The sequence below is a fragment of the Arthrobacter koreensis genome, assembly GCF_009193255.1.
GTDB classification, from domain to species: domain Bacteria; phylum Actinomycetota; class Actinomycetes; order Actinomycetales; family Micrococcaceae; genus Arthrobacter_B; species Arthrobacter_B koreensis.
Genome location: NZ_WACG01000002.1, coordinates 124,704 through 148,726 on the forward strand (window position 1 = coordinate 124,704; position 24,023 = coordinate 148,726).

The 24,023-nt window shown below is 66.7% G+C and carries 17 protein-coding genes; 12 read left to right on the plus strand and 5 right to left on the minus strand.

The genetic code is table 11. The annotated features are described in order from the left end of the window. The first annotated feature begins 158 nt into the window (after positions 1-158). The gene (locus tag GD628_RS07520; RefSeq protein ID WP_152274313.1) at positions 159-2,285 is read left to right on the plus strand and encodes a DNA gyrase/topoisomerase IV subunit B; all 2,127 of its coding nucleotides are present in this window, start codon (positions 159-161) and stop codon (positions 2,283-2,285) included. Between the two features lie 18 nt (positions 2,286-2,303). On the opposite strand, the gene GD628_RS07525 is transcribed toward GD628_RS07520, so the two are convergent. Continuing rightward, a complete protein-coding gene (locus GD628_RS07525; protein WP_091605537.1) occupies positions 2,304-3,278 on the minus strand; it encodes a M56 family metallopeptidase in 975 nt (324 codons plus the stop codon). 20 nt (positions 3,279-3,298) lie between these two features. Next, positions 3,299-3,670, minus strand: a complete 372-nt coding sequence (locus GD628_RS07530; protein WP_091605534.1) for a BlaI/MecI/CopY family transcriptional regulator — start codon at positions 3,668-3,670, stop codon at positions 3,299-3,301. A 224-nt stretch (positions 3,671-3,894) separates the two neighbouring features. Here GD628_RS07530 and GD628_RS07535 point away from each other — a divergent pair, with 224 nt between their 5' ends. Genes GD628_RS07535 through GD628_RS07550 form a run of 4 tightly spaced genes read left to right on the plus strand, consistent with a single transcriptional unit; the run spans position 3,895 to position 10,894 of the window. Continuing rightward, positions 3,895-5,508, plus strand: a complete 1,614-nt coding sequence (locus GD628_RS07535) for a cytochrome ubiquinol oxidase subunit I (protein WP_152274587.1) — start codon at positions 3,895-3,897, stop codon at positions 5,506-5,508. Positions 5,509-5,523: 15 nt separating this feature from the next. Further along, positions 5,524-6,540: a cytochrome d ubiquinol oxidase subunit II gene (gene cydB, locus GD628_RS07540; RefSeq protein ID WP_091605529.1), complete on the plus strand. Its 1,017-nt coding sequence runs from the start codon at positions 5,524-5,526 to the stop codon at positions 6,538-6,540. Further along, on the plus strand, positions 6,537-9,884 hold the full coding sequence (gene cydD / locus GD628_RS07545; RefSeq protein WP_152274314.1) for a thiol reductant ABC exporter subunit CydD: 3,348 nt from the start codon (positions 6,537-6,539) through the stop codon (positions 9,882-9,884). Before cydB ends, cydD begins: the two co-directional genes overlap by 4 nt. Before the next feature lie 5 nt (positions 9,885-9,889). After that, positions 9,890-10,894, plus strand: coding sequence for a GNAT family N-acetyltransferase (locus tag GD628_RS07550; protein ID WP_226802400.1), 1,005 nt, complete (start codon positions 9,890-9,892; stop codon positions 10,892-10,894). On the opposite strand, the gene GD628_RS07555 is transcribed toward GD628_RS07550, so the two are convergent. Further along, positions 10,891-11,559, minus strand: coding sequence for a metal-dependent transcriptional regulator (locus tag GD628_RS07555; RefSeq protein ID WP_226802404.1), 669 nt, complete (start codon positions 11,557-11,559; stop codon positions 10,891-10,893). The two genes, GD628_RS07550 and GD628_RS07555, sit on opposite strands and share 4 nt — an antisense overlap. 134 nt (positions 11,560-11,693) lie before the next feature. Here GD628_RS07555 and GD628_RS07560 point away from each other — a divergent pair, with 134 nt between their 5' ends. From GD628_RS07560 to GD628_RS07570, 3 genes are read left to right on the plus strand one after another with little or no spacing between them, the layout of a single operon-like run. Next, a complete protein-coding gene (locus tag GD628_RS07560; RefSeq protein ID WP_276529350.1) occupies positions 11,694-12,029 on the plus strand; it encodes a metal-sensitive transcriptional regulator in 336 nt (111 codons plus the stop codon). 55 nt (positions 12,030-12,084) lie between these two features. Then, positions 12,085-12,297, plus strand: coding sequence for a heavy-metal-associated domain-containing protein (locus GD628_RS07565; protein WP_152274316.1), 213 nt, complete (start codon positions 12,085-12,087; stop codon positions 12,295-12,297). Positions 12,298-12,307: 10 nt separating this feature from the next. Next, on the plus strand, positions 12,308-14,539 hold the full coding sequence (locus GD628_RS07570; RefSeq protein ID WP_152274317.1) for a heavy metal translocating P-type ATPase: 2,232 nt from the start codon (positions 12,308-12,310) through the stop codon (positions 14,537-14,539). A gap of 75 nt (positions 14,540-14,614) precedes the next feature. Here the strand turns inward: GD628_RS07570 and GD628_RS07575 are convergent, their stop codons facing one another. Then, positions 14,615-17,107 (minus strand): DNA gyrase/topoisomerase IV subunit A, encoded by a 2,493-nt coding sequence (locus GD628_RS07575; RefSeq protein ID WP_152274318.1) that lies wholly within the window; start codon positions 17,105-17,107, stop codon positions 14,615-14,617. Between the two features lie 100 nt (positions 17,108-17,207). On the opposite strand from GD628_RS07575, the gene GD628_RS07580 reads away from it, so the two are divergent. The 4 genes from GD628_RS07580 (at position 17,208) to GD628_RS07595 (ending at position 22,603) form a co-directional block, all read left to right on the plus strand. Beyond that, positions 17,208-19,934: a bifunctional acetate--CoA ligase family protein/GNAT family N-acetyltransferase gene (locus GD628_RS07580; RefSeq protein ID WP_091605509.1), complete on the plus strand. Its 2,727-nt coding sequence runs from the start codon at positions 17,208-17,210 to the stop codon at positions 19,932-19,934. Between the two features lie 93 nt (positions 19,935-20,027). Then, positions 20,028-20,699, plus strand: a complete 672-nt coding sequence (locus GD628_RS07585) for a DUF5998 family protein (RefSeq protein WP_091605506.1) — start codon at positions 20,028-20,030, stop codon at positions 20,697-20,699. Positions 20,700-20,704: 5 nt separating this feature from the next. Next, complete coding sequence (locus GD628_RS07590; RefSeq protein ID WP_152274319.1) at positions 20,705-21,883, plus strand: alkaline phosphatase family protein; 1,179 nt, start codon at positions 20,705-20,707, stop codon at positions 21,881-21,883. Between the two features lie 3 nt (positions 21,884-21,886). After that, on the plus strand, positions 21,887-22,603 hold the full coding sequence (locus GD628_RS07595) for a thymidine kinase (protein WP_091605500.1): 717 nt from the start codon (positions 21,887-21,889) through the stop codon (positions 22,601-22,603). Positions 22,604-22,645: 42 nt separating this feature from the next. Here the strand turns inward: GD628_RS07595 and sepH are convergent, their stop codons facing one another. Beyond that, positions 22,646-23,860 (minus strand): septation protein SepH, encoded by a 1,215-nt coding sequence (gene sepH, locus GD628_RS07600; RefSeq protein WP_152274320.1) that lies wholly within the window; start codon positions 23,858-23,860, stop codon positions 22,646-22,648. Between the last annotated feature and the right edge of the window lie 163 nt (positions 23,861-24,023).

A 24,023-nucleotide genomic window follows, 5' to 3' on the forward strand; every position in this document is an offset into this window, starting at 1 on the left:
GCCCGCCAGTCCCTTCGCTGGGGCGCGGCCCCTGAGTCGCTGCAGGGCACTGTCACCGGCGGGCATTAACCTTATAGAAGGCCGGTTGCCTCCGGCTGCCCCGCCGCAAGGCATCCCTACGCATATCAAGGCCCTTCCGGCCCTAGGAGTTCAGCACCGTGGTCCCCCTGGATACTGAGTACAACGCCCGGCACCTTTCCGTCCTGGAAGGCCTCGAGGCTGTCCGGAAACGCCCCGGCATGTACATCGGGTCCACTGACTCCCGGGGGCTGATGCACTGCCTCTGGGAGATCATCGACAACTCCGTCGACGAGGCCCTGGCCGGCTACGGACAGAGCATCCGGATCATCCTGCACGCGGACAACTCCGTAGAGATCCATGACGACGGCCGCGGCATTCCGGTGGACATCGAACCCAAGACCGGACTCTCCGGCGTCGAGGTGGTTTTCACCAAACTCCATGCCGGCGGCAAGTTCGGCGGCGGCTCGTACGCCGCGTCCGGCGGCCTGCACGGTGTGGGCGCCTCCGTGGTGAACGCACTGTCATCACGCCTGGACGTGCAAGTGGACCGCGCCGGCAAGACGTACCAGATGACTTTCCGCCGCGGAGAGCCCGGCGTCTTTGCGGACAGCGGCTCCAAGCCAACCCCCGACGCCAAGTTCACGCCGTTCCTGGACAGCAGCAAGCTCGAGGTAGTTGGCAAGGCAAAGCGCGGCGTCACCGGCACCCGGATCCGGTACTGGGCCGACCGGCAGATTTTCACCCCGGATGCCAAGTTCTCCTACGCGGAGCTTGAGGCCCGGGCCCGCCAAACCTCCTTCCTGGTGCCCGGCCTGCGAATCACGCTGCGGGACGAACGGCGCCTGCCCGGAACTCCCGGAGAAGACGGACCGGTTGAGGAGGTCTTCCACCACGACGGCGGCATCTCAGAATTCGTTGAGTTCCTCGCTGCGGATGCGCCCGTAACCGACATCTGGCGCCTGCACGGTGCAGGAAAGTTCAAGGAGTCCGTTCCGGTCCTGGATGAACGCGGGCACAGCAAGATCACCGAGGTTGAACGCGAGTGCGAGGTGGACATCGCGCTGCGCTGGGGGATTGGCTACGAAACCAGCATCCGCAGCTTCGTCAACATCATCGCCACGCCCAAGGGCGGTACCCACCAGGCCGGCTTCGAGCAGGCGCTGCTGAAGACCTTCCGCAAGGTCATCGAAAGCAACGCCCGCAAGCTGAAGGCCGGCAACGACAAGATCGAGAAAGACGACGTCTTTGCCGGGCTCACTGCCGTGCTGACGGTGCGGCTCGCCGAACCGCAGTTCGAAGGCCAGACCAAGGAGATCCTCGGCACGTCCGCCGTCCGGTCGATTGTGTCCAAGGTCGTCGAAAAGGAAATCACGGCCAGGCTCAACTCAACGGCCCGCGGGGACAAAGCCCAGACCGCGCTGCTGCTGGAAAAAGTCGTGTCGGAGATGAAATCCCGTATCTCTGCGCGAGTGCACAAGGAGACCCAGCGGCGAAAGAACGCGCTGGAAACATCCTCAATGCCCGTTAAGCTCGCCGACTGCCGGATTGATGACAACGAACGGTCTGAACTGTTCATCGTGGAGGGTGATTCCGCCCTGGGTACTGCCAAGCTGGCGCGGTCTTCGGATTTCCAGGCGCTGCTGCCGATTCGGGGCAAGATCCTCAATGTGCAGAAGGCCTCCGTCTCGGACATGCTCTCCAACGCCGAGTGTGCAGCCCTGATCCAGGTAGTCGGGGCAGGTTCCGGCCGCAGCTTCCAGCTTGACGCCGCGCGCTACGGCAAGGTCATTTTCATGACCGATGCGGACGTGGACGGCGCCCACATCCGCACGCTGCTGCTGACCCTCTTCTTCCGTTACATGCGCCCGCTGGTGGAGGCCGGGCGTGTCTATGCCGCTGTTCCGCCCCTGCACCGCGTGGAAGTGATCAACCACGGCTCCAAAGCCAACGAGATGGTCTACACGTACAGCGAGAAGGAACTCCACCAGCTGCTGGACCGGCTGGAGAAAGAAGGCAAGCGCTACAAGGAGCCCATCCAGCGCTACAAGGGCCTGGGCGAAATGGATGCGGACCAGCTCGCTGAAACCACCATGGATCCCCGCCACCGCACCCTGCGCCGGATCCGCCTCAGCGAGGCGGAGGAAGCCGACCGGCATGTGGATGAGGCGACGTTCGAACTGCTGATGGGCAGCGACGTTGCCCCGCGCAAGGAGTTCATCATCGCCGGCGCCGCGATGCTGGACCGGGACCGCATCGACGCATAGGGGACCGCCCCCTGCCGGTTACGCGTGAATGAGGCCGGGGGCAAACAGCAGGACGGTCGGGACGGCCAGGAGCAGCACGGCAGCGGCCTGGATCAGGATGCTGGCCCAGCGCTGCAGCGGCGGCTGGGGCGTCAGCAGGCGGCTTAGCCGTGCCGCCATGCCGGTCTCGTCCTCCCGGCCGCCGCCGGCTACGGCGGGAACCGAGGAGCCGGGAAGAGCGGCCGCGGAATCAGCGCCCGCACCTGAGGCCGAACCAACAATCGCGACGGCGCGGATCAACGTGGGGCGGTCGACCTTTTTCAGCGCCTCGTCATCTGCCAGCATCTCGATCAGTTCGTTGACAGAGCGCTGGGCGAGCTGCGAGGTGGGCAGCCACGGCAGGGCCGCGCGCCACGCGGCAAAGGCCCAGAGCAGCAGATGGTGGTGCTGGCTCAGGTGCGCCCTCTCATGGGTGAGTACACCCGAAAGCTCCTTCTCGGAGAGGATGTCCATCAGTCCGTCCGAGAGGACGGTAACCGAGTGGGCTCCTCCCGGAAGGCAGTAGGCAACGGGGGAGGGGTGCGGGATGACGAGGGTCGCCGGGGTGTTGAGGGACGGAGAGCTGAGCAGGTTCAGCATGTCCCGGTGGCGGCGCCTGCCGGAGACAATGCGGTAGTAGGTGAGCAGCAGGGTGAAGACCAGATGCACGGTCAGCAACACGGCGGCGCTGATGGCAAAGACGTGGACCAGGCCCAGTGCCTCCACGGACTGCCGCTGCAGGAGGATGTTCCAGAGACCCGAAAGCCCCTGCGCTAGGTTGTCGCCAATCGGTTCCAGGCCCCAGGTCAGCATGGCGCCGATCATGGACAGCCCGCCGGCCAGGGCGATCGACTGCCAGAGCACCATCGCGGTGAATGGCGACCTCGCGGGCCATTTCGCGCGCGAGAGCAGGACCGGAACCGGCCAGGCGAGGATTACTGCCAGTGCAGCGAGAAAGTAGGAGGCCCAGAACATGCGGGGCGCAGACCGGGGGCCTAGGCGCCGTCGAGCAGCCTGCGCAGGGTTTGCGCTTCGGTTGCCGAGACGGAACCGACGAAGCGGGCCAGGACCGCTTCGCGGTCGTTGGCAGAGCCGAGGACCTCGTGCATGAGCTCTGCGGTGTGTTCAGCGCGGGTGGTCACCGCACGGTAGCGGTGGGGCCGGATGTCGCGCTCACGCGCCACGAGGGCCTTCTTTTCGAGCCGGGACAGGACGGTGAGGACCGTGGTTACGGCAAGGCCTTTGGCATCTGGGCGGCCGGCATCATTCTGGGCCAGCCGTTCGCGGAGTTCGTTGGCGGTTAACGCCTCGGGTGCTTCCCAGAGGAGATCCATCATCGCCCGCTCGAGCTCTCCGAGTGTCGCCATAGTCCGCATCTTCCTTTGTTTTCGGTCCCTGGTCCGGGAGTTCGCCCCGGCCTGGTTTTCCATGGACGCTTGCGCCTTGGCGCGCCGCGTCGGGATGCTTAACAATACCGACTTTCAACGTAGTTCTCTACATCACGTAGAAACATTGCGGCCAAGTGTTCTACGATGCGTAGAAGAAGGGTTTTCTACCGCTTGTAGAACATGACATGACTAAGGACCTGCACGTGGAAGCATTGGACATTGCCCGCTGGCAATTCGGCATTACGACGGTGTATCACTTCCTGATGGTCCCGCTGACCATCGGACTGGGCCTGGTTGTGGCCGCCCTGCAGACCGCATGGGTCCGCACGGGCAAGGAAGAGTACCTGCGCCTCACCAAGTTCTGGGGCAAGCTGTTCCTGATCAACTTCATCATGGGCGTGGCTACCGGGCTGGTCCAGGAGTTCCAGTTCGGTATGGCGTGGAGCGAGTACAGCCGGTTCGTCGGCGACGTCTTCGGCGCCCCGCTGGCACTCGAATCGCTCCTGGCGTTCTTCACCGAATCGGTATTCCTGGGCCTGTGGATCTTTGGCTGGAACCGGCTGCCCAAGAAACTCCACCTTGCCACCATCTGGCTGGCAACCGGAGCCTCGGCCCTCTCGGCCTACTTCATCCTCGCCGCGAACTCCTGGATGCAGCACCCGGTTGGCGTTGAGCTTGTGGACGGCCGTGCCGTCATGACGGACATTTGGGCCGTACTGACGAACAACACCCTCCTGGTCGCCTTCCCGCACACCATCACGGGCGCGTTCGCCGTCGCCGGCGGTTTCCTGCTGGGCATCTCCTGGTACCACCTGTGGAAGCGGCGCCGCGACGGGATCGACACGGTGGACGAGAACGGCCGCGTGATCGTGGGCGAAGACGCCGCGATCGGACGCGACAAGACGGACCACGCCGTCTGGATCAAGGCCCTGCGCATTGGTGCCGCCGTCGCCGTGGTCGCGTTCGCCGGCACCGCAATCACCGGCGACCTGCAAGGGAAGCTGATGTTCGAGCAGCAGCCCATGAAGATGGCTGCCGCGGAAGCTGCCTGCCACAACGGCACTTCCTTCTCCATCCTTTCCGTCGGAGACGTCGGTGCCCGTAACTGCGACGACGTCAAGACGCTGATCGAGGTACCAGGAGTCCTGTCCTTCCTGGCGAACGGTGACTTCAACACCCCGGTCGACGGCGTGAACACCCTGATCCCGGAATACCAGGAGAAGTACGGCACCCACCTGCCGGATGACCCAATGTACGGCGAGCAGGCCGGCCAGGAGATCGATTACCTGCCCGTCATGGCCGTGACCTACTGGGGCTTCCGCATCATGATCGGCTTCGGCGGTATTGCCGCAATCGCCGCCGCAGTGGCCCTCTGGGTTACCCGCAAGGGCACCGTGCCGCAGTCCAAGGGGCTGATGCGCCTGGCCGTGTTCGGCATCCTCGCGCCGTTCGGTGCCAACAGCGCCGGGTGGATCTTTACCGAAATGGGCCGCCAGCCGTTCGTTGTGGTACCCAACCCCAGCTTCACCGGCATAGACAACGTGTTCATGTTCACCGCCGCGGCGGTTTCCCCTGGCGTCAGCAGGGCGGAACTGCTCTTCTCCGTCATCTCCTTCACGGTCATCTACCTGGCCCTGCTGGTGGTGGAAGTCGGCTTGCTGGCGAAGTACGTCCGCGGCGGCGTTCCATCCGCCATGCCTGAACTGGTGCCCGGCAACGGACACAGCGGTGACGGCTCCGACGGGCAGGGCGGACCCGCCGGTGACGGCAAGCCCGGCGGACGCAAGTCCGACGATGTCCTCGATTTCGCCTACTAGCAGGAACGGAAGACCATGGAGCTCACAACATTCTGGTTCATAGTTATTGCCTTCCTGTGGGTTGGATACCTCTTCCTGGAAGGATTCGACCTGGGCGTGGGCATGCTCATGAAGCTCTTCGCCCGCGATGAGCGGGAGCGGCGCGTCCTGCTCAACACCATTGGTCCCGTCTGGGACGGCAACGAAGTATGGCTCATCACCGCAGGCGCGATGACCTTCGCAGCCTTCCCGTTCTGGTACGCGGCGTTGTTCTCCGCGCTCTACCTGCCGCTGACCCTGGTACTGCTCGGACTCATCTTCCGTGCTGTCTCCATCGAGTACCGCGGGAAGCGGGACAATGACCGCTGGCGCAACCGCTGGGACTGGGCCATGGCGCTGGGATCCTTTGTCAGCGCCTTCGGCGTGGGTGCCGCCCTGGCCCTGACCTCCACCGGCCTGCCGCTGAACGAGAACGGCGACCGTGTGGGCGGAGCCTTCGCCTGGCTCACTCCGTGGGCAGTGCTTGGCGGCCTCGCCGTCGTCGGCTTTGCCCTGGTCCACGCCTGCGCCTTCCTGATGTTGAAGACCGACGGCGAGATCCGTGCCCGCGCACGCGGCGCCGTCGTGCGCTGGCTGCCCGTGGGAGTGCTGCCGCTGGCTGTCTGGGCCATCGGCGTGCAGTTCACCAGCGGTGAACTGATGTCCCTGATTCCGCTGGCCGTTGCGGTGGTTGCCCTGGTGGTCGCCTGGGTCATGGCGTACCGGGGCAGGGAAGCGCTCTCCTTCGCGGCGCTGGGTGCATTCCTGCTCTTTGGGGCGGTGTCGATCTTCGCTGCCATGTACCCCGTGGTCCTTCCGTCCTCGCTTGATGCCGCCTGGAACCTGACCATCGAGAATGCGTCCTCCAGCCCCTACACGCTGAAGGTCATGACCTGGGTCTCCGTGTTCGGCCTGCCGGTCGTCCTGCTCTACCAGGGTTGGACGTACTGGGTCTTCCGCAAGCGCGTCACGGCTGAATCCATCCCCGCTGTCCACAAAGTGAAGGTCCAGTGAAGCCGGTCCTTCCGGTCAGCGCCACCAGCCGCCGGGCGCTGTATCTGCTGGGGGTCGTGGCCGCGGCCAAGGCCCTGGCCCTGGTGCTGCTGGCAACCGGCGTGGCCGCTGGAATCGCCGGCCTCGCCGCCGGCAGCCCGGACTGGGGATACGTGGCAGCGACGGGTATCAGCGGTGCAGTGCTGCGGTCCCTGGCCATCTGGGCCCAGGAAACCGTGGCACAGCGGGCCGCGGCCGGTGTTAAGGACGAACTGCGGGGCCAGCTCACGCAGCGGGTTCTGGCCGACGGCGGCAGCGTGCCCGGCATGGGCCCGGGGGCGCTCAGTGTTCTTTTGACCCGCGGCCTGGACGGCCTGGACAACTACTACGCCAAGTACCTTCCCGCACTGGTTACCTGCGCGGTCCTGCCGCTGCTGGTGGGTGTCCGGATCCTCACCGCGGACTGGGTCAGCGCCGTCGTAGTGGTGCTGACCGTTCCGCTGGTGCCGGTGTTCATGATCCTCATTGGCCTGCACACCGGAGACAAGACGGCAAAGGCCATCGAGGCACTGAACCGGCTCTCAGACAACATGCTTGAACTGGCCAAGGGGCTGCCGGTGCTGGTGGGCCTGGGCCGGGCGCGTGCCCAGACCCGGGCGCTGCGCGATGTTGCCGACCGCTACCGCGTCACCACCCTGGAAACGCTCCGGGTCGCCTTTATGTCCTCCTTGGCGCTCGAGCTGATCGCCACGATCTCTGTGGCAGTGGTCGCCGTGTTCATCGGTGTGCGCCTGGTGCACGGGGACATGTCCCTGGAGATGGGACTCCTGGCCCTGATCCTGGCTCCCGAGTGCTACCAGCCGCTGCGTGACCTCGGTACCGCGCACCATTCCAGCGAAGACGGGCTGGAGGCGCTGAAGCGCTCCAGCGCCGTGCTCGAGGCGCCCTCCGCCCAGCCGCTCGCCCTGGAACCGGAAGACAACGACGCCGGCCTAAGGGTTCGCGGGCTGACCGTCACCTATGACGGCCGCTCCGAACCGGTGGTCGAAGACCTGTCCTTCGCCGTGCCGGCCGGGGCGATAGCCTCATTGACCGGCCCCAGCGGCAGCGGCAAGACCACCGTCCTTGAAGTTCTGGCCGGCCTTCGCCGGGACGGAGCAGGAGTACGGATCAGCGGCCGAGCCTCCGGCGTGAACCGGGCCCAGGTGGCCTGGATCCCGCAGCATCCGGTGCTGATGGAAGAAACCGTGGCGGCGGAGATCGGCCTCTACTCCGGCCTGGCGGACCCCGGCGAGCAGCGCACCGCAGCGGAGCAGGCGCTGGCAGAGATCCGCTCACTGCACCTGCTTGATGCCCACACCGCAGACCTCAGCCCCGGCGAACAGCGCCGGGTAGCCGTGGCACGGGCCATCGCCCGCGTGCGCAGCGTGCCCGGCGTGCGTGTGCTGCTCGCCGATGAACCCACCGCGCACCTGGATGAATCAAGTGCCGCTGCAGTCCGGTCCGCACTGGCCCGCCTCAGCCCCGAATACACCATCCTGCTGGCCGCCCATGACCGGCGGACGGCTGCTCTTGCACAGACCGTGGTCAGGATCGGCGCCGGGGCTGACCTCCCGCTGCCGGATGCACGGCCGGCGGCTGCCCCGGCCGTTCCGGAGGTGCAGCCCGAGTTCAGCGGTTCAACCGCACAGGCCGGCTACGTGCACCAGCCATTGTGGAAAAACCTCCTGGTGCTTCGCCCCTGGAGCCCGCAGTTCCTGAAGGCACTGGCCTACGGCACGGGCGCAACCATCTTCGCCGTCGCACTCAGTGCCCTGTCCGGGTGGCTGATTGTCCGCGCCTCTGAACAGCCTCCCATCCTGTACCTCCTGACCGCCATTGTGGGCGTGCGGTTCTTCGGCATTGGCCGCGCTGTCCTGCGCTACCGCGAACGCCTCCACCTGCACGACGCCGTCTTCCGCGCCACGAACTCGATCCGCATCCGGCTCTGGAACGGGCTGCTGAACCGCCCCGAAGGATGGCGCCGGCTGGCCCGCGGCGGGGGAGCGCTGGAACGCCTCGTGGGAGACGTGGATGAACTGCGGGACATCGCCCCGCGCGTGGTCTTCGCCCCGCTGACGGCGTTCGTTACCGCGGTCGCCGCCTGCATTGCCACCTGGGTCCTGATCCCTGAAGCCATCTGGGTGCAGATTGGCCTATGCCTGATTGGGCTCATCGCGGCTCCGGCCGTGGCTCTTTGGGCCGACGCCGCAGCGCGTGCCCGTACGGTGACGCTGCAGTCGAAGGCCATGGCCTCCATGGCCAAGCTGCTCGGGGCGGCCAGGGACCTGGAAGCCAACAGTTCCGCAACGCCCGTGCTGACGCGCCAGCGGCTGCTGGACGCTGCCGCTGCCGGAGCCGCACGGCGCAGCGCCTGGGCACAGGGTCTGGCCAATGCTCTGACGGCACTGGCCTGCGCCGGTTCCGCGCTCTGGATCCTGGGCCTGGCCCAGGGAGTCCCCGCGACAGTCGCCGCAGTGATCGTGCTCATGCAGCTGGCCCTGCTCGAGTGCTTCGCTGCAGTCAACGGATCCGTCCAGCAGTTCACCGCCTGGCGTGTCCTCGGAGACAAGGTGCTCCCGGACCTCGGCTCGGATTCGGTGGATCCCGGTACGGAGCCGGAATCCAGTGCGGGAATTCCCTCGGCGCCCCGCCCGGGCAGCATCGAACTGGCCGGTGTCCGGTACCGGTACCCGGGCGGATCACGGGACGTACTCAGCGGCGTCGACCTCAGCCTGGAGCCGGGCGACTGGCTCGCCGTCACCGGCCCCTCCGGCAGCGGCAAGTCAACCCTGCTGGGAGTCCTGCTCGGGTTCCTGCAGCCGCAGGCCGGGACGTTCCGCATTGGCGGGCGTCCGGCGTCGGACTTCAGCCGCGACGCCCGCGGCATGGCCTGGTGCCCGCAGGAGGCGCATCTCTTTGACTCCACCCTGCGCGGAAACCTGCTGATTGCCCGCGACCGTTCCCGGGCCCCCAGCGAAACCGAAATGCTGGCTGCCCTTGAGGCGGTCGGGCTGGGCGGATTGGTTGGCGAGCTGGAAGAAGGCATCGACACCCGAATCGGCAACGGCGGGCACCGGCTCTCCGGCGGCCAGCGCCAGCGCCTCGCAGTGGCACGCGCCCTCCTCACGGAAGCCGGAATCGTTCTGCTTGACGAGCCCACCGCGCACCTGGATGCTGCTGCCGGGCACCAGCTGATGGCGGACCTCGCCACCGGACTGGCCGGAAAGACAGTGGTGGTTGTGACCCACAACCCGGCCGACGCCGCCTGGTGCAGCCGCAGGCTCGAACTGGGTGCAGCGAAAAGCAGCCTTGCCCTACGCTAGGAGCCATGGCCCCAACACATCCCGTGCAGCTGCCCGGACCGCAGACCCAGCTGGCGTGGCGTGCCATTACAGCCGCCGACGTCGATGACTGGCATGCCCTGATCCGCCGCATGGTGGAGGCGGACAAGCCTGGCTGGGCGGAAGACCGCGCTGACCTGGAGCATGCGCTGCAGCGGCAGGGTGATGATCCGGCAGCTGACTCGCTGCTGGGGGTGGACGCGGACGGTGTGCCGCGGGCGTTTGGTCTTGTCAGCCTCAATCCCGGGTCAGTCCGGGCCACCGGATTCGGCGGAGTGGACCCGGCCTGGCGGAGGCAGGGCATTGGTACCGCGGTCTACCGCTGGCAGGCCGCCCGGGCGCGGGAACGGGTCCGGGAACGGAACGGCGCGAACCCGGTGCTGCGCAGCTATGCAGAAGCCAACAATCCATCGCATCTGGCCCTGCTTGAATCAGTGGGAGCCCGCGTGGTCCGGTACTTCACTGAGATGACGCGTCCGCTTGACGGAGACCTGCCGGATGCGCAGCTTCCGGCCGGCCTGGAGTTCCGGACCTTCTCGGAGGGGATTTCGGAGGAGCTGCGCCAGGCCCACAACGAAGCCTTCCGGGATCACTGGGGGAGTGAGCCCCGTGACGCCGAGAGCTGGAAGTTTACGGTGGGCCATCCTCAGTTCCGCCCTGACTGGAGCTTCGTGGTGGTCGATAACGACACCGGAGCGATTGGCGCCTACCAGCTGGCCAGCTATGACCCCGAGTCCCCGGCAATCTTCGGCTACTCCGAGGGGTATACCGAGCTCCTGGGTGTGCTGCGGCCGTGGCGAGGCATGGGGATTGCCCCAGCCATGCTCGCTGAAGCCATGCGGCGTTTCAGGGACTCGGGAATGCAGAACGCCGGACTGGGCGTGGATACCGAGAATCCGTCCGGTGCCCTGAGGATCTACGAGAACCTGGGCTACCGGCCGGTCAGCCGGCAGGTGGTGTATGACCTGCCGCTGGACACGGAACCGGCTTAGGCCCGCACAACCCAGATTGCTTCGGCGGCGGGCAGTCCAAGCTCGACGCGTCCGCCGCCCCGTTCCAGTGTGAGGGTGCCGGCGTAGGCCTGCCGCTCCAGGATGCTGATCTCGGTGTCCAGGCCCAGCCCCATGCCGCCCAGGTAGCGCAGCAGCTCGGGGCTGGTGTCCGAGACCCTCGCGATGCGCAGGATTTCTCCCGGTTCACTGTGGCTCAGCCGTGAAGCATCCAGCGGAGGCAGGCTGCCGTCCGGGGCGGGAATGGGGTCTCCGTGCGGATCGCGGACCGGGTGACCCAACCGCACGGCCAGGGCCTCCACCATCTTGTCCGAAACGGCATGTTCCAGGTTCTCCGCCTCGTCATGGACTTCATCCCAGCCATACCCAAGATACTCAACGAGGAACGTTTCGATGAGCCGGTGCCTGCGGACCATGTTCACCGCAGCCTGCTCACCGGCGGCAGTCAGGGCTACTGAGCCGTAGCGGGCATGGGTCAGGAACCCCTGGGCGGACAGTTTCTTCACTGCCTCCGAAACCGAGGACGCAGAGAATCCCAGATGCGCCGAGAGGGCTGATACCGTCACCGGCGCATCGGTCCACTCCTGTGCCGTCCAGATGACCTTGAGGTAGTCCTCCGCCGCGCTGGTCAGTGCTTTCTTTCCCACGCGTCCAACCTTACGCCAGCGCCCGGCGGGCAGTCCGCCACCCGGCGCAGCGGTACCCCCTGGGGGTACTTGACGGATACCCATAGGGGGTATAGATTTCCTGGTGTTGCCAGAATTTACCGGGAGGTCGGATCGTGGACACGAATGCACTTGACGCCATCAAAGTGGTGGAAGAAGAGCGCGGTTACGCCAGCGACAAAGAGGCCTACCTGCGGCGGCTGAAGCGCATTGAGGGGCAGGTCCGGGGGATTGCCCGGATGGTGGACGAGGACAAGTACTGCATTGACGTCCTGACCCAGGTTTCTGCCGTCACCAAGGCGCTGCATGCCGTCAGCCTCGGCCTGGTCCAGGACCACATTGGACACTGCGTGGTTACGGCCGCCAGGGAAGCGGAGGCAGCAGGGGATCCGTCGATCGTGGACACGAAGGTCCAGGAAGCAACAGACGCCATTGGCCGGCTGCTGCGCTAGCAGCGGGCTGCCGGAGAACCGGCGGGGCCCCGCCCCGCCAGAGGAGGAACAACCCATGGAAACAAAACTCAGCATTTCCGGAATGACCTGCGGGCACTGCGTCGCTTCTGTCACCGAGGAACTCAGCGCCGTCGAAGGCGTCCAGGATGTCCAGGTGGACCTGGTGGCCGACGGCGTTTCGACCGCCGTGGTCACTTCCAGTGAAGCCATCGCGCCGGAGCTGCTCGGTGAGGCCGTTGCAGAAGCCGGCTACACCGTAGTGGGCTGAAAGGAGAATCATGGCAACCCATGAACAGCAGCACCTGGCAGAGCGCGAGGTGTCGCTGGATATTCAGGGCATGACCTGCGCTTCCTGCGTCAACCGCGTTGAACGCAAGCTCGGCAAGATCGAGGGAGTCCAGGCCACCGTCAACCTTCCGCTCAACTCGGCATCGGTCCGGGTTCCTGCCGGCGTGACCGATGACCAGCTGGTCGCGTCCGTGGAAGCGGCCGGCTACCAGGCGAAGCTGGCGGTGCCCGCGGGCCACGGCGGGCACGAGGACCACATGGCACACGGCGGCACCGCGGCAGAGCTGCGCCCCCGCCTGATGACCGCCGCTATCCTGACCGTGCCGGTGCTGCTCGTTTCGATGGTGCCGGCTTTTGCGTTCCCCAACTGGGGCTGGGTTGCAGCAGCACTCTCGCTGCCGGTGGTCCTGTGGTCCGCCTGGCCTTTCCACCGGGCGGCGGCGGTCAATGCCCGCCACCTGGCATCAACCATGGACACCCTGGTCTCGATCGGGGTCAGCGCTGCGTACCTGTTCTCCCTGGCCCAGCTGATAGCTGATCCGGGACTGACGGCTGATCCGGGCATGGGCGAAGCCCACCTCTACTTCGAGGTGGCTGCGGTGGTCACGACGTTCCTGCTGCTCGGCCGGTACCTCGAGGCCAGGGCCAAGACCAGCGCTGCGGATGCCCTGACCTCCCTGCTGAGCCTGGGAGCCAAGGACGCAGTGGTGCTCCGGGACGGGCGCGAAGTGCTCATTCCTGCGTCCGAGCTGGTGCCCGGGGACGTGTTCGTGGTGCGTCCGGGGGAAAAGGTCGCCACGGACGGAACCGTTGTGGAGGGCGAGTCTGCCATTGATGCAGCCCTCATCACCGGTGAGTCACTGCCGGTGGAGGTGCATCCCGGCGATCCCGTCACCGGCGCCACCGTCAACACCTCCGGCAGGCTGCTGGTCCGGGCAACCCGGGTTGGCAGCGAAACCACCCTGGCCCAGATGGGTGCGCTGGTCAGCGCGGCCCAGTCCGGCAAGGCACCGATCGCGCGGCTCGCGGACAGGATCAGCGCGGTGTTCGTTCCCGTTGTGCTTGCCATCGCCGTAGTCACTTTCCTGCTCTGGCTGGTGTTCACCGGGGACCTGCAAAGCGCCTTCACCGCCGCCGTCGCTGTCCTGGTCATTGCCTGCCCCTGTGCCCTGGGACTGGCTACTCCGGTAGGGCTGCTGACCGGCACCGGACGCGGTGCCCAGCTGGGCATCCTGATCAAGGGCCCGCAGGTGCTGGAGGACACCCGCACCGTGGACACCATCCTGCTGGACAAGACCGGCACGGTCACCAGCGGCAAGCTCTCGGTGGCACGGACGGTACTGCTGCCGGGTGCAGGATCCGAAGATGAGGACGGGCTGCTCCGGCTGGCCGGTTCCCTGGAGAATGCCGGAGAGCACCCGATTGCCCGTGCCATCGCGGCAGCTGCCGGGCAGGGGCCGGGGCTGGCGCCCGTCAGCGGGTTCCTTTCCTCGCCGGGAGGCGGGGTCCGCGGAGTGGTTGAGGGACGCAGCATCGTGGCCGGCCGGCCGGGCTGGCTGGAAGAGAACGGGATCCCGCTCGATTCAACTGCGGCGGACACGCTTCGCCGCGAACAGGAAACCGGTGCCACCGCCGTCGTCGTGGCGCTTGACGGGACGCCGGCAGGCATCATCAGCCTGCAGGACACCATCAAGGACGGTTCCCGGCAAGCGGTGGCACGGCTGCGCGAACTGGGGCTTCGTCCGGTCCTGCTGACCGGTGACAACGCCGTAGTGGCCGCCGCCGTGGCGCGGGAAGTAGGAATCGCCCCCGAGGACGTGCTGGCCGACGTCCGTCCGGAGGGCAAGGTGGACGCGGTACGCAGGTTCCAGGAGCAGGGTGCAACGGTAGCCATGGCCGGCGACGGCGTGAACGACGCCGCAGCGCTGGCCCAGGCGGACCTCGGCATCGCCATGGGCTCGGGAACGGACGCCGCGATGGCTGCGGCAGACCTGACCGTGATGGGCAGTTCGCTGGGGCAGGTCGCCACGGCGATCGAGCTTTCGCGACGGACCCTGCGGACGATCAAGGTGAACCTGTTCTGGGCGTTCTTCTATAACACCGTGGGCATCCCGGTGGCAGCCTTTGGCCTGCTGAACCCGATGATCGCCGGCGCGGCGATGGCCGCCAGCTCGGTCCTGGTGGTCGCCAACTCGCTGCGGCTGCGGCGCTTCGGCACCTAGCAGCGGAAGAGTTGAAACGGTGAAGGGCCGGACCTGGAAAACCAGGTCCGGCCCTTCGCGGTTGAGCGGTGGGGGCTACGGAGCAGTCATGCTGGGACCGACATGTTCCACCGGGCTGGCCAGCGGAACTCCGGAGCCGTCCCGGCGCCCGTGTTCGGTGGGCAGTGCCCGCGCCACGCCGTTCGCGGCCGCGGCCTTGGCGGGTCCGTGCCCGACCCAGGCTACTGTCAGTGCATCTTCACCCTTGAGGAACCGGTGCGCCCGCACACCTGCCGTGGCGCGGCCCTTCGCCGGGTATTCGGCGAAGTCCGTCACCTTCACCGAGCCGCCGGGCGTACCGGGGATCGTTTCGGTGCCGGAAGCAACGGTGACGACGACGGCGTCGGGGTCTCCCGCCGCGACCACGCCGAAGAAGATCACCTCGTCACCTTCACCGAGCTTCATGCCCGCCACGCCGCCGGCGGTCCGGCCCTGCGGCCGCACGGCCGAAGCGGGGAAGCGAAGCAGCTGGGCGCCCCTGGTCGCGAAGACGAGTTCGTCGTCGTCGTTCGCAGCGACAGCGGCACCAATCACTTCATCGCGCGGCTTGAGCGTGATCGCTTCCCAGTCGTCCCGGTTCAGCGGATACTCGGGATTGACCCGCTTGACGACGCCGTTGCGGGTGCCGAGCGCCAGGACGGCGTTCAGCGGCACCAGGCCAACGAGTTTCTCGCCCTTCGTCAGCGTCATGAAGTCCTTGGCGGCCACGCCGCCGGCGAGGTTGGGCAGCCCGTTGGTTGGAGGCAGGGCGGGCATGTCCATGACCTGGACGCGGATCATCCGGCCGGAGGAGGTCACCGCTCCGATCTCGCCGCGGGCCGTCGTTGCCACCACGCTGCGGAACACATCATGCCGGGTCCGCTGCCCGCCTTCGGCCAGCGGCTCCTGGTTGGAGGTGCGTGCCAGCTGCCCTGAGGACGAGAGGATCACCCAGCAGGGATCGTCCGGAATCTGCAGCGGGAGCACGGCCTTGGCACCCTTGCCCGCCTTGACGGCAACGGTCTCGGACGCCACCGGTGCCACGGCCTCGGATTCGAGGAGTACTGTGCGCCGCGGGGTGGCGTACTTCGCGGCAACCTCGCCGAGTTCCTCGCACACGAGCTCCCGCAGGCGCTCCTCGGAATCCAGGATGGCCTGCAGTTCCTCGATGGCTGCGCGCAGTTCTTCCTGCTCCTTCTCGAGTTCCAGCCGCGAATACTTCGTCAGCTGGCGAAGCCGGAGTTCAAGGATGTGGTTGGCCTGGATCTCGGTGAGGTCGTAGATGGACATCAGGCGGGTCCGTGCCTCCGCGGTCTCTTCCGAGGAGCGGATGACCTGGATGACCTCGTCAATGTCCACGATCGCGATCAGGAGGCCCTCAACCAGGTGCAGGCGGTCCTTCCTGCGGCCCAGCCGGTACGCGGTGCGGCGGCGGACCACGCCGAGCCTGTGGGAAGCGTAGACCTGGAGCAGCTCCACCAGGCCCAGGGTGCGCGGCTGGCCGTCCACCAGGGACACGTTGTTGATGCCGAAGGAATCTTCCATCGGGGTGTAGCGGTACAACTGGGCCAGGACGGCCTTGGGATTGAAGCCGTTCTTCAGCTCAATCACCAGGCGCAGTCCGTTCTGCCGGTCCGTGAGGTCAACGACGTCGGAAATTCCCTGGAGCTTCTTGGAGGTGACCGCGTCCTTGATCTTCTCGATCACCTTTTCCGGCCCCACCATGTACGGCAGTTCAGTGACCACGAGCCCGGTCCTGCGGGCGGTGAGCTGCTCCACCTCTACCTTGGCCCGGGTCTTGAACGAACCGCGGCCGGTGGCGTAGGCGTCGCGGATGCCGTCCAGGCCCACAATGCGGCCGCCCGAGGGCAGGTCCGGACCCGGCACGAAGCGCATCAGGTCATCCAGTGTCGCCTCGGGATGCCGGATCAGGTGCTGGGTAGCCGCGATGACCTCGCCGAGGTTGTGCGGTGCCATGTTGGTGGCCATGCCGACGGCGATGCCGGAGGCGCCGTTGACCAGCAGGTTGGGGAACGCAGCCGGCAGTACTTCCGGCTGCATCAGCTGGTTGTCGTAGTTGGGAACGAAGTCCACCACGTCTTCGTCGAGGTGGTCAGTGAGGGTCAGCGCGGCGGCCGCCAGTCTTGCCTCTGTGTAGCGCGAAGCTGCGGGGCCGTCATCCAGCGAGCCGAAGTTGCCGTGGCCGTCGATCAGCGGCAGGCGCAGGGCCCAGTCCTGGGCCATGCGGACCATGGCGTCATAGATTGCCGAGTCACCGTGGGGGTGGAGCTTGCCCATTACCTCGCCGACCACGCGGGCACTCTTGACGTGTCCGCGGTCCGGACGCAGCCCCATCTCCGCCATCATGTACAGGATGCGCCGCTGCACGGGCTTCAGCCCGTCACGCGCGTCCGGCAGGGCACGCGAATAGATCACCGAGTAGGCGTATTCGAGGAAGGACCCCTCCATCTCGGTGGTGACATCAATATCGATGATGTTCTCAGCGATGGGTTCGCCGGGAGTGGGTGCGGAGGCAGAGCGCCGGGCCATGTAGTTCTTGCGTCCTTGAGGTTGGTGTTGACTTGGTCGGTTTCGGTGCTTTGTGGAGGGTCAGTGGCGGGTTCTAAAAATTGCCCACTAGTCTGAGTCTATGGCGGAGCAGGGACAATACCCCGAATATTGGGAAGCTGATGTCGTTTTGCGGGACGGGCGCACCGGCCACCTGAGGCCTGTCTCCCCGGCGGATGCGGAGGCGCTGCAGGCATTCCACATGCGGCAGTCCCAGAGCTCCATCTATCTTCGTTTCTTCACTTACAAGGCTAAGCTGAGCGGCCGCGAGCTGAAGCGCTTTACGAACGTGGACTACCGGGACAGGGTTGCGTTTGTCATCACACTCGGCTCCGAGATCGTGGGAATCGGCCGCTATGACCGCCTGGATGATCCCACCGAGGCCGAAGTCGCCTTCAACATTTCCGATGAGCACCAGGGCCGGGGGATCGGTTCGATCCTCCTGGAACACCTGGCCGCCGCCGCCCGGGAAAACGGGATCCGCCGCTTCAGTGCCGAGGTCCTTCCGGAGAACCGCAAGATGCTCAGCGTTTTCGCGGACGCCGGCTATGAGGTTCGCCGCGCGTTCGACGACGGCGTGATCGCCCTCGACTTCGACATCGACCCGACGGAAAAGTCCCGCGCCGTCATGGAGGCCCGCGAACACCGCGCGGAGGCGCGCAGCGTCGCGGACCTGCTCGCGCCGTCGTCCATTGCCGTCATCGGCGCCAGCCGCGAATGGGGCAGCGTCGGCTACCAGCTGATGGAACACATCGTTGAAGGCGGGTTCACCGGCAGTGTCTACGCCGTGAACCCGGAGGCCTTCGAGCTCGCCGGAATGGTCTCCTACGGCAAGATCTCCGAGATCCCCGAACCGGTTTCCCTGGCAGTCATTGCCGTCCCGTATGACCAGGTCCAGTGCGTGGCCCAGGAATGTGCCGCGGCGGGCGTCAAGCACCTTTTGGTGGTCAGCGCGGGATTCGACGACGGCGAAGCGGGCCTGGCGCGCCAGCGCCGGCTGGTGCGCTACGCCCGGGCCAACGGCATGCGGGTTCTGGGACCGGCGTCCCTGGGCCTGATCAACACCCGTCCCGAGGTTTCGCTGAATGCCTCCATGGCTCCGGCCCTGCCGCGCCGTGGGGGACTGGGCCTGTTCAGCCAGTCCGCAGCGATCGGCGTCCTTCTCTACGCAGCTGCCCAGCGCCGGCGCCTGGGACTGTCCTCCACGATTTCGGCCGGCAACCGGGCGGATGTCTCCGGCAACGACGTCATGCAGTACTGGGAAGACGACGCCGGCACCAAGGTGGTGGGCCTGTACCTCGAATCGGTGGGCAACCCGCGAAAGTTCTCCCGCATTGCCCGGCGCCTCGCCACCGGCAAGCCGGTGATCGTGGCCAAATCGGACGTCACCGGCCTGCAGCTTCCCCCGGGGCACTCGGTACGGCTGACCCAGGCCCCGCAGGGAGCCCTGGACGCAATGCTCCGCCAGTCCGGCGTGATCCGGGTGGCCACGAACGAACAGCTCATGGACGTAGCCCAGATCGCCTGCAGCCAGCCGCTGCCGCAGGGCAGGGGGCTGGCTGTGCTGAGCAACTCCGCGGCACTCGGCCGGGTGCTGGCCGACGCGGCCGTGCCGCTGGACCTGGACGCCGTGCACCTGCGCATCGACCTCGACCTGGACCGCGGCCAGAGCGTGGCACTGCCTGCACTGCGTGAAGCCGTCGCGAAGGCCCTGGCGGATGAGGCCGTACACAGCGCCGTCGTGACGCTGCTGCCGGCACCGGGACTGGACAACAACGCCGTCGCAGAAACGTTGTTGGACTGTGCGATCGAGGGCGGAAAGCCCGTGGTGGCGGTCTTCACCGGCATCATGGACCCCAGCCAGCTCACTGAAGGCATACTGGGCTCCCGCGAACAGGTTCCGCCGGAGCCGGCCGCGGAAGGTGAGGCCGCGGAGCCCGGACTGCCGGCCGGCCTCCCGTGTTTCGCCAGTCCCGGTGCCGCAGTCAGCGCATTGGCCGCGCTGGTGCGCTACAGCGAATGGGCAGGAAGGGAACACGGCCACTATGCGGAGCCGGCGGGCGTAGACACGGAGGCCGCACAGACGTTCATCGACGAGCAGATGTCCCGGGTAGCCAACACCGAACTCCTGCGCCTGGGCCCGGACGAAACCGCACGGCTCCTGGATTTCTACGGGATCAGCCTCCTGCCGTCCCTGCCGTTCCGCACCGAGGACGAGGCCGTCGCGGCAGCGGACCAGCTGGGCTGGCCCGTTGTCCTCAAGACCATGGATGAACACCTGCGGCACCGGCTGGACCTGGGCGGTGTGCGGCTGAACATCTCCTCGGAGCAGTCGCTGCGGAGCAACATTTCCGAGATGCGCACGGCCCTGGAGCCCTACGGCCGGTTCGAACTCGAGGTGCAGTCAATGGCGCCGTCGGGCCAGGGCTGTGTACTGCGGGCCATCGAGGATCCCCTGCTTGGCCCAGTCCTCTCCTTCGGGATTGCCGGGGACGCGGTGAACCTGCTCGATGACTGGGCCCACGGCATTCCGCCGCTGACGAGCGTCGATATTGCGGACCTGGTGAGGACGCCGCGAACCTCACGGCGGCTTTTCGGTTACCAGGGACTGCCCAAGGTCGACGTCGCTGCCCTGGAGGACCTCATTGCCCGGGTGGCGCTGCTGAAGGACGAGCACCCGGAGATTGCGCTGCTGGAAATCAATCCGGTGCTGGTCTCGGTGCAGGGCGTCACGGTGCTGAGCGCTGATATCCGGCTGGGCAACCCGCAGCAGCGCACCGACAGTGCCCGCCGTGCGCTGCGTGACTAGTTTTTCCACAGCCACGGCACCAGCCGGGGATGCTTATGCAACCCCAGCGCGCCTTTTTAGGTGCTCAGGGTGCATCTGGGGGAAACTGGTGTTATGTCGCCGCTACTTTCCGCTGAACGCCGCAGCCTTGACGCCTCCATTGAGCGCGCAGGCTTCTACCCCACGCTGCTGGCAGACGTTGTGCATGACGCCCTGGACGGGCGTGAGCCCCTCTCCCATCTGATCCACCTTGAAACGCATTTCGACCGGACCGAGGTGCACCGCCACATCACTGTCCTGGTGCTGACCGAGGACATGCTGGTGATCACCCATGTTGACGACCAGCAGCTCGACGAAGCCGGTGAGCAGATGATGGCGCAGGTCTCCACCGAATCTGTTCCGGTGGCCCAGATCCGCTCCGTGGTACTTGGCTACATGTACTCCCAGCCCCAGAACTACAAGCCCTCAGACCAGGCCCGTGAACTGACCCTGGCAATCGCCTGGTCCGGCGGACAGCGCCTGGACATGGGCCCGGCAGGCTGTGCCGATCCCCAGTGCGAGGCTGACCACGGCTACACCGGAACCATCGCGCAGGAAGACATTGTCCTGCGAGTGTCCGCGGAGGCTGACGGAATCCAGGCAGTGCAGAACGCCAAGGCCTTCGCCCGCGCCCTGCGCAAGGTCAACACCGACACCATGAACGTCCGCGCCCTGGAACCGGCACTCGACCGGAACCGGATGCCGGGCATCGGCAGCCGGTTCAACCGCGGCCACCACCAGCGGTAAGGGGCATGGACGCAGCACCCGCCTCCGAACCCCTTCCTCCGGCCCCCGGGTATGGCCGCAGTTCCGTAGCTGAGGTCCTCACCAGTGCCGCGGCTGTCCTGCAGGTCCCCGGCTTCACCAACACCCTGGAGCTTCCCGCAGCGAAGCGGGTCTGCGTGGTCATGGTGGACGGACTCGGCCGGAGCCTGCTGAAACAGCGCTCCGGACACGCTCCCTTCCTGCGGTCGCTGCAGGACGGCGGACGCACCCTCACCGCTGCCTTCCCCACCACGACGGCGGCGTCCCTCGCCTCGCTGGGGACCGGCCTCCCTCCGGGGCAGCACGGAATGGTTGGCTATGACGTGCTTGATCCCGCCCAGGACAAAGTGGTCAACATGCTGGGCAACTGGGACCCGGGTGTGGATCCACGCAGCTGGCAGCCGTTCCCGACCGTCCTTGAACAGGCATCCGGGCATCTGCCCGTCACGACGGTCAGCCTGCCGCGGTTTGCGGATTCAGCCATGACCCGCGCCGCCCTTCGCGGCGGCAGCCATGCGTCGGGCACCGGCATCCATGCCCGCGTAGAAGCCGCGCTGGGGGCGCTGGCCGCGGAAAAGCGCATGCTGATGTACTTCTACTTCAATGAGCTGGACAAGACCGGACACCGCTACGGTGCCCAGTCCCCGGAATGGGGAGGCGCGCTGGAGGAACTGGATTCGGCACTCAAGCGCTTCACCGCCAAGCTTCCCCCGGACACCCTTGTTCTCCTTACCGCGGACCACGGCATGGTGGACACCGCCCCGGAACACCGGATTGACTACTCGGCGTACCCGGACCTAATCGAGGGTGTACGGCACACCGCCGGTGATCCGCGCATGGTGCAGCTGTACCTTGAAACGGATGCACCGGCCGGCACCCTGGAGCGGCTCACGGCCTCGTGGCAGCAGGCACTGGGCACCAGGGCATGGATCCTGACCCGGGACCAAGCCGTTGCGGCAGGCTTGTTTGGGCCCGTCCGCCCGGAAATCCTGCCCCGCATCGGCGACCTGCTGATTGCCGCACGTGAGCCGATTGCACTCTTTGATACCCGGCGGGCCAGCCCGTCGGCCCTGCAGATGGTGGGCCAGCACGGCTCGCTAACCCGTGCCGAGCGTGAAGTCCCGCTCCTGACGCTGGCCCGTCCGGCAAAGGGCGGGCGGAAGTAGGTTATGGCTGAACTCGTGTTCTTCTCCGGGACCATGGACTGCGGCAAGTCCACTCTGGCGCTGCAGATGGACTACAACCACAGCGCCCGCGGACGCGGAGGAATTCTCTTCAGCCGCAATGACCGCGCGGGCAACGCGATGATCTCCAGCAGGCTGGGCCTGAAGACCCGCGCCGTTGAGGTCACGGACCACACCGACTTCTGGGACGAGGTGATCCGGACCCGCGGTGCGGGGGACAGGGTGGATTACCTCATCTGCGACGAGGCGCAGTTCTACAGCGAGGAGCAGATTGAGCAGCTCGCACGGATCGTGGACGAGATGGAAGTCGATGTATTCGCCTTCGGCATCGCCACGGACTTCCGTACGCGGCTGTTCCCGGGCTCGCAGCGGCTGATCGAACTGGCCGACCGAATCGAGGTCCTGCAGGTCCGCGCGCTCTGTTGGTGCGGGCGCCGCGCCACGCACAACGCGCGCACCGTGGACGGGGTCATGGTGGTCACCGGTGACCAGGTTGTGGTGGGCGACGTGGACAAGCGGCCGGCCGATCCCGGACCCGAAGCGCTCTTTGAGCCCGAGGAAGCCGGCGCGCCGCCGGTGGTGGGCTACGAAACGCTCTGCCGGCGGCATTACATGCGGCGCATGGGTGCGCAGCAGGCCGCACGGTACGCCGGAACCGGCGAAGATCCGGACATCTGCGCGGTTGGCACAGTCCGGGAATAGGCTGCACCGGCGGTCCGCCATACTTCCGGACCGCCCTCGGCGTTAGTCGCCTTTGGTACCGAAGACGATCTCGTCCCAGCTGGGAACCGAGGAACGCTTGGGTTTGATCCGCCGCTCGGTCACCGGTTCCTTCGCCTCGGGGGTCTCGGAAGGCTCCTCCGGCTCGGCCGGAGGCTTTCCGGCATCCGTCCCGCGCGAACCGCGAACCGGCCGGGCGAGGATACTGATTTCCCGCGTTGAGGTGCTGATGCCATCATCCAGGCGCAGCGGATCGGATGGATCCTCTTCCGCTTCCGGCTCGGCAGGTGCTTCCGGCTCCTCGGGCAGTACGGGTGCCAGGCTCAGCTTGCCGGTGCGCGGACGGACCGAGGACTCGTCCTCAAGCTCGGCCTGCCCGTCACGCGGGTGGGCTGCGGGGATGCTGCCCTTGGCAAGCAGGGCGGCCAGGGCGTCGTCGGCGTCTTCATCCGTGCCCAGGCGCTGGCCGCGCCGGGACCGCAGGACGTTCAACAGCTCATCCGTCTCTTCGTCCGAGACCGGAAGGGGCTCCTCGGGGGCGGTGTCGGTTTCGAAATCGAAGACACGGTCCGCGACGGCGGAGAGCCTGCGTGCCGGGACCGGGGAGTCCACCGGCGCGAGTTCGCTGAGCAGCTGTGCCCAGCGGTTGGCGTTGGTCACCTGGCGGCGGAGCGGGCTGTAGGTCCAGCGGGCGGGGGGCTCCTCGCCGACGGATACCCGGGAGTTCTCACCGAGGCTGAAGCTGGCGACTACATCCCAGGAACCCTCGGGGCGGCGCCATGAATCCCAGACGACGGTTTCCGGGTCCACGCCGAAGGCGCGGAGGCGGTGGTTGACCATGTCGCCCAGGTTCACCGGAGAATCCCCGAAGGCTGAGCGGTGGCTGTCCTGTGCAGCGCTCATGGGAGCTGCCACCTCGACGGACTGGGCCTGGCGGGCAATGTACTCGCGTTCAGCGAGCACGGGTCCTTCGTACCGACGGATGTGTGCGATGTCGTGGCCGGAGAGCTCAGCCACCTCCTCGGCGCTGGCACCGGACCGGATCCGTGCCTGGATATCGCGGGGAGTCATGGTGGGCCCCGCCTCGGGCTCGGCAGCCTGTCCGGCACGCCGCGCGGGGCGGGAAGCAGCAACACGCAGGGCTTCGTCGATGCGGAGCCGGAATGTTTCGCCGCCCCGTCCGCTCAGCAGCAGATGTTCGCCGCCCTCATGGACACCCACGAGCCGTAGATCCTGCATGAAAAAATCCTCGCTATCGATAGCAACTCCTTCCTGAAACAATGCCATCCGGGCACCGGATTTCCTACCGTTTAGCCCGGTGTGGCGCGGATCCAGGGCCTGCGCCTGCAAGGATTCTTGGCCTGCGGGCACGGTGCACGCCGCGCAGGCGTGGCTATTTCGT

Excerpts from the sequence above, each read along its gene's own strand:
- GD628_RS07525 (WP_091605537.1), bottom strand. The coding sequence starts at position 3,278 with ATGTTCTGGGCCTCCTACTTTCTCGCTGCACTGGCAGTAATCCTCGCC.
- GD628_RS07530 (WP_091605534.1), bottom strand. The coding sequence starts at position 3,670 with ATGGCGACACTCGGAGAGCTCGAGCGGGCGATGATGGATCTCCTCTGG.
- cydB (WP_091605529.1), top strand. The coding sequence starts at position 5,524 with ATGGAGCTCACAACATTCTGGTTCATAGTTATTGCCTTCCTGTGGGTT.
- GD628_RS07550 (WP_226802400.1), top strand. The coding sequence starts at position 9,890 with ATGGCCCCAACACATCCCGTGCAGCTGCCCGGACCGCAGACCCAGCTG.
- GD628_RS07565 (WP_152274316.1), top strand. The coding sequence starts at position 12,085 with ATGGAAACAAAACTCAGCATTTCCGGAATGACCTGCGGGCACTGCGTC.
- GD628_RS07570 (WP_152274317.1), top strand. The coding sequence starts at position 12,308 with ATGGCAACCCATGAACAGCAGCACCTGGCAGAGCGCGAGGTGTCGCTG.
- GD628_RS07575 (WP_152274318.1), bottom strand. The coding sequence starts at position 17,107 with ATGGCCCGGCGCTCTGCCTCCGCACCCACTCCCGGCGAACCCATCGCT.
- GD628_RS07580 (WP_091605509.1), top strand. The coding sequence starts at position 17,208 with ATGGCGGAGCAGGGACAATACCCCGAATATTGGGAAGCTGATGTCGTT.
- GD628_RS07585 (WP_091605506.1), top strand. The coding sequence starts at position 20,028 with ATGTCGCCGCTACTTTCCGCTGAACGCCGCAGCCTTGACGCCTCCATT.
- GD628_RS07590 (WP_152274319.1), top strand. The coding sequence starts at position 20,705 with ATGGACGCAGCACCCGCCTCCGAACCCCTTCCTCCGGCCCCCGGGTAT.
- GD628_RS07595 (WP_091605500.1), top strand. The coding sequence starts at position 21,887 with ATGGCTGAACTCGTGTTCTTCTCCGGGACCATGGACTGCGGCAAGTCC.
- sepH (WP_152274320.1), bottom strand. The coding sequence starts at position 23,860 with ATGCAGGATCTACGGCTCGTGGGTGTCCATGAGGGCGGCGAACATCTG.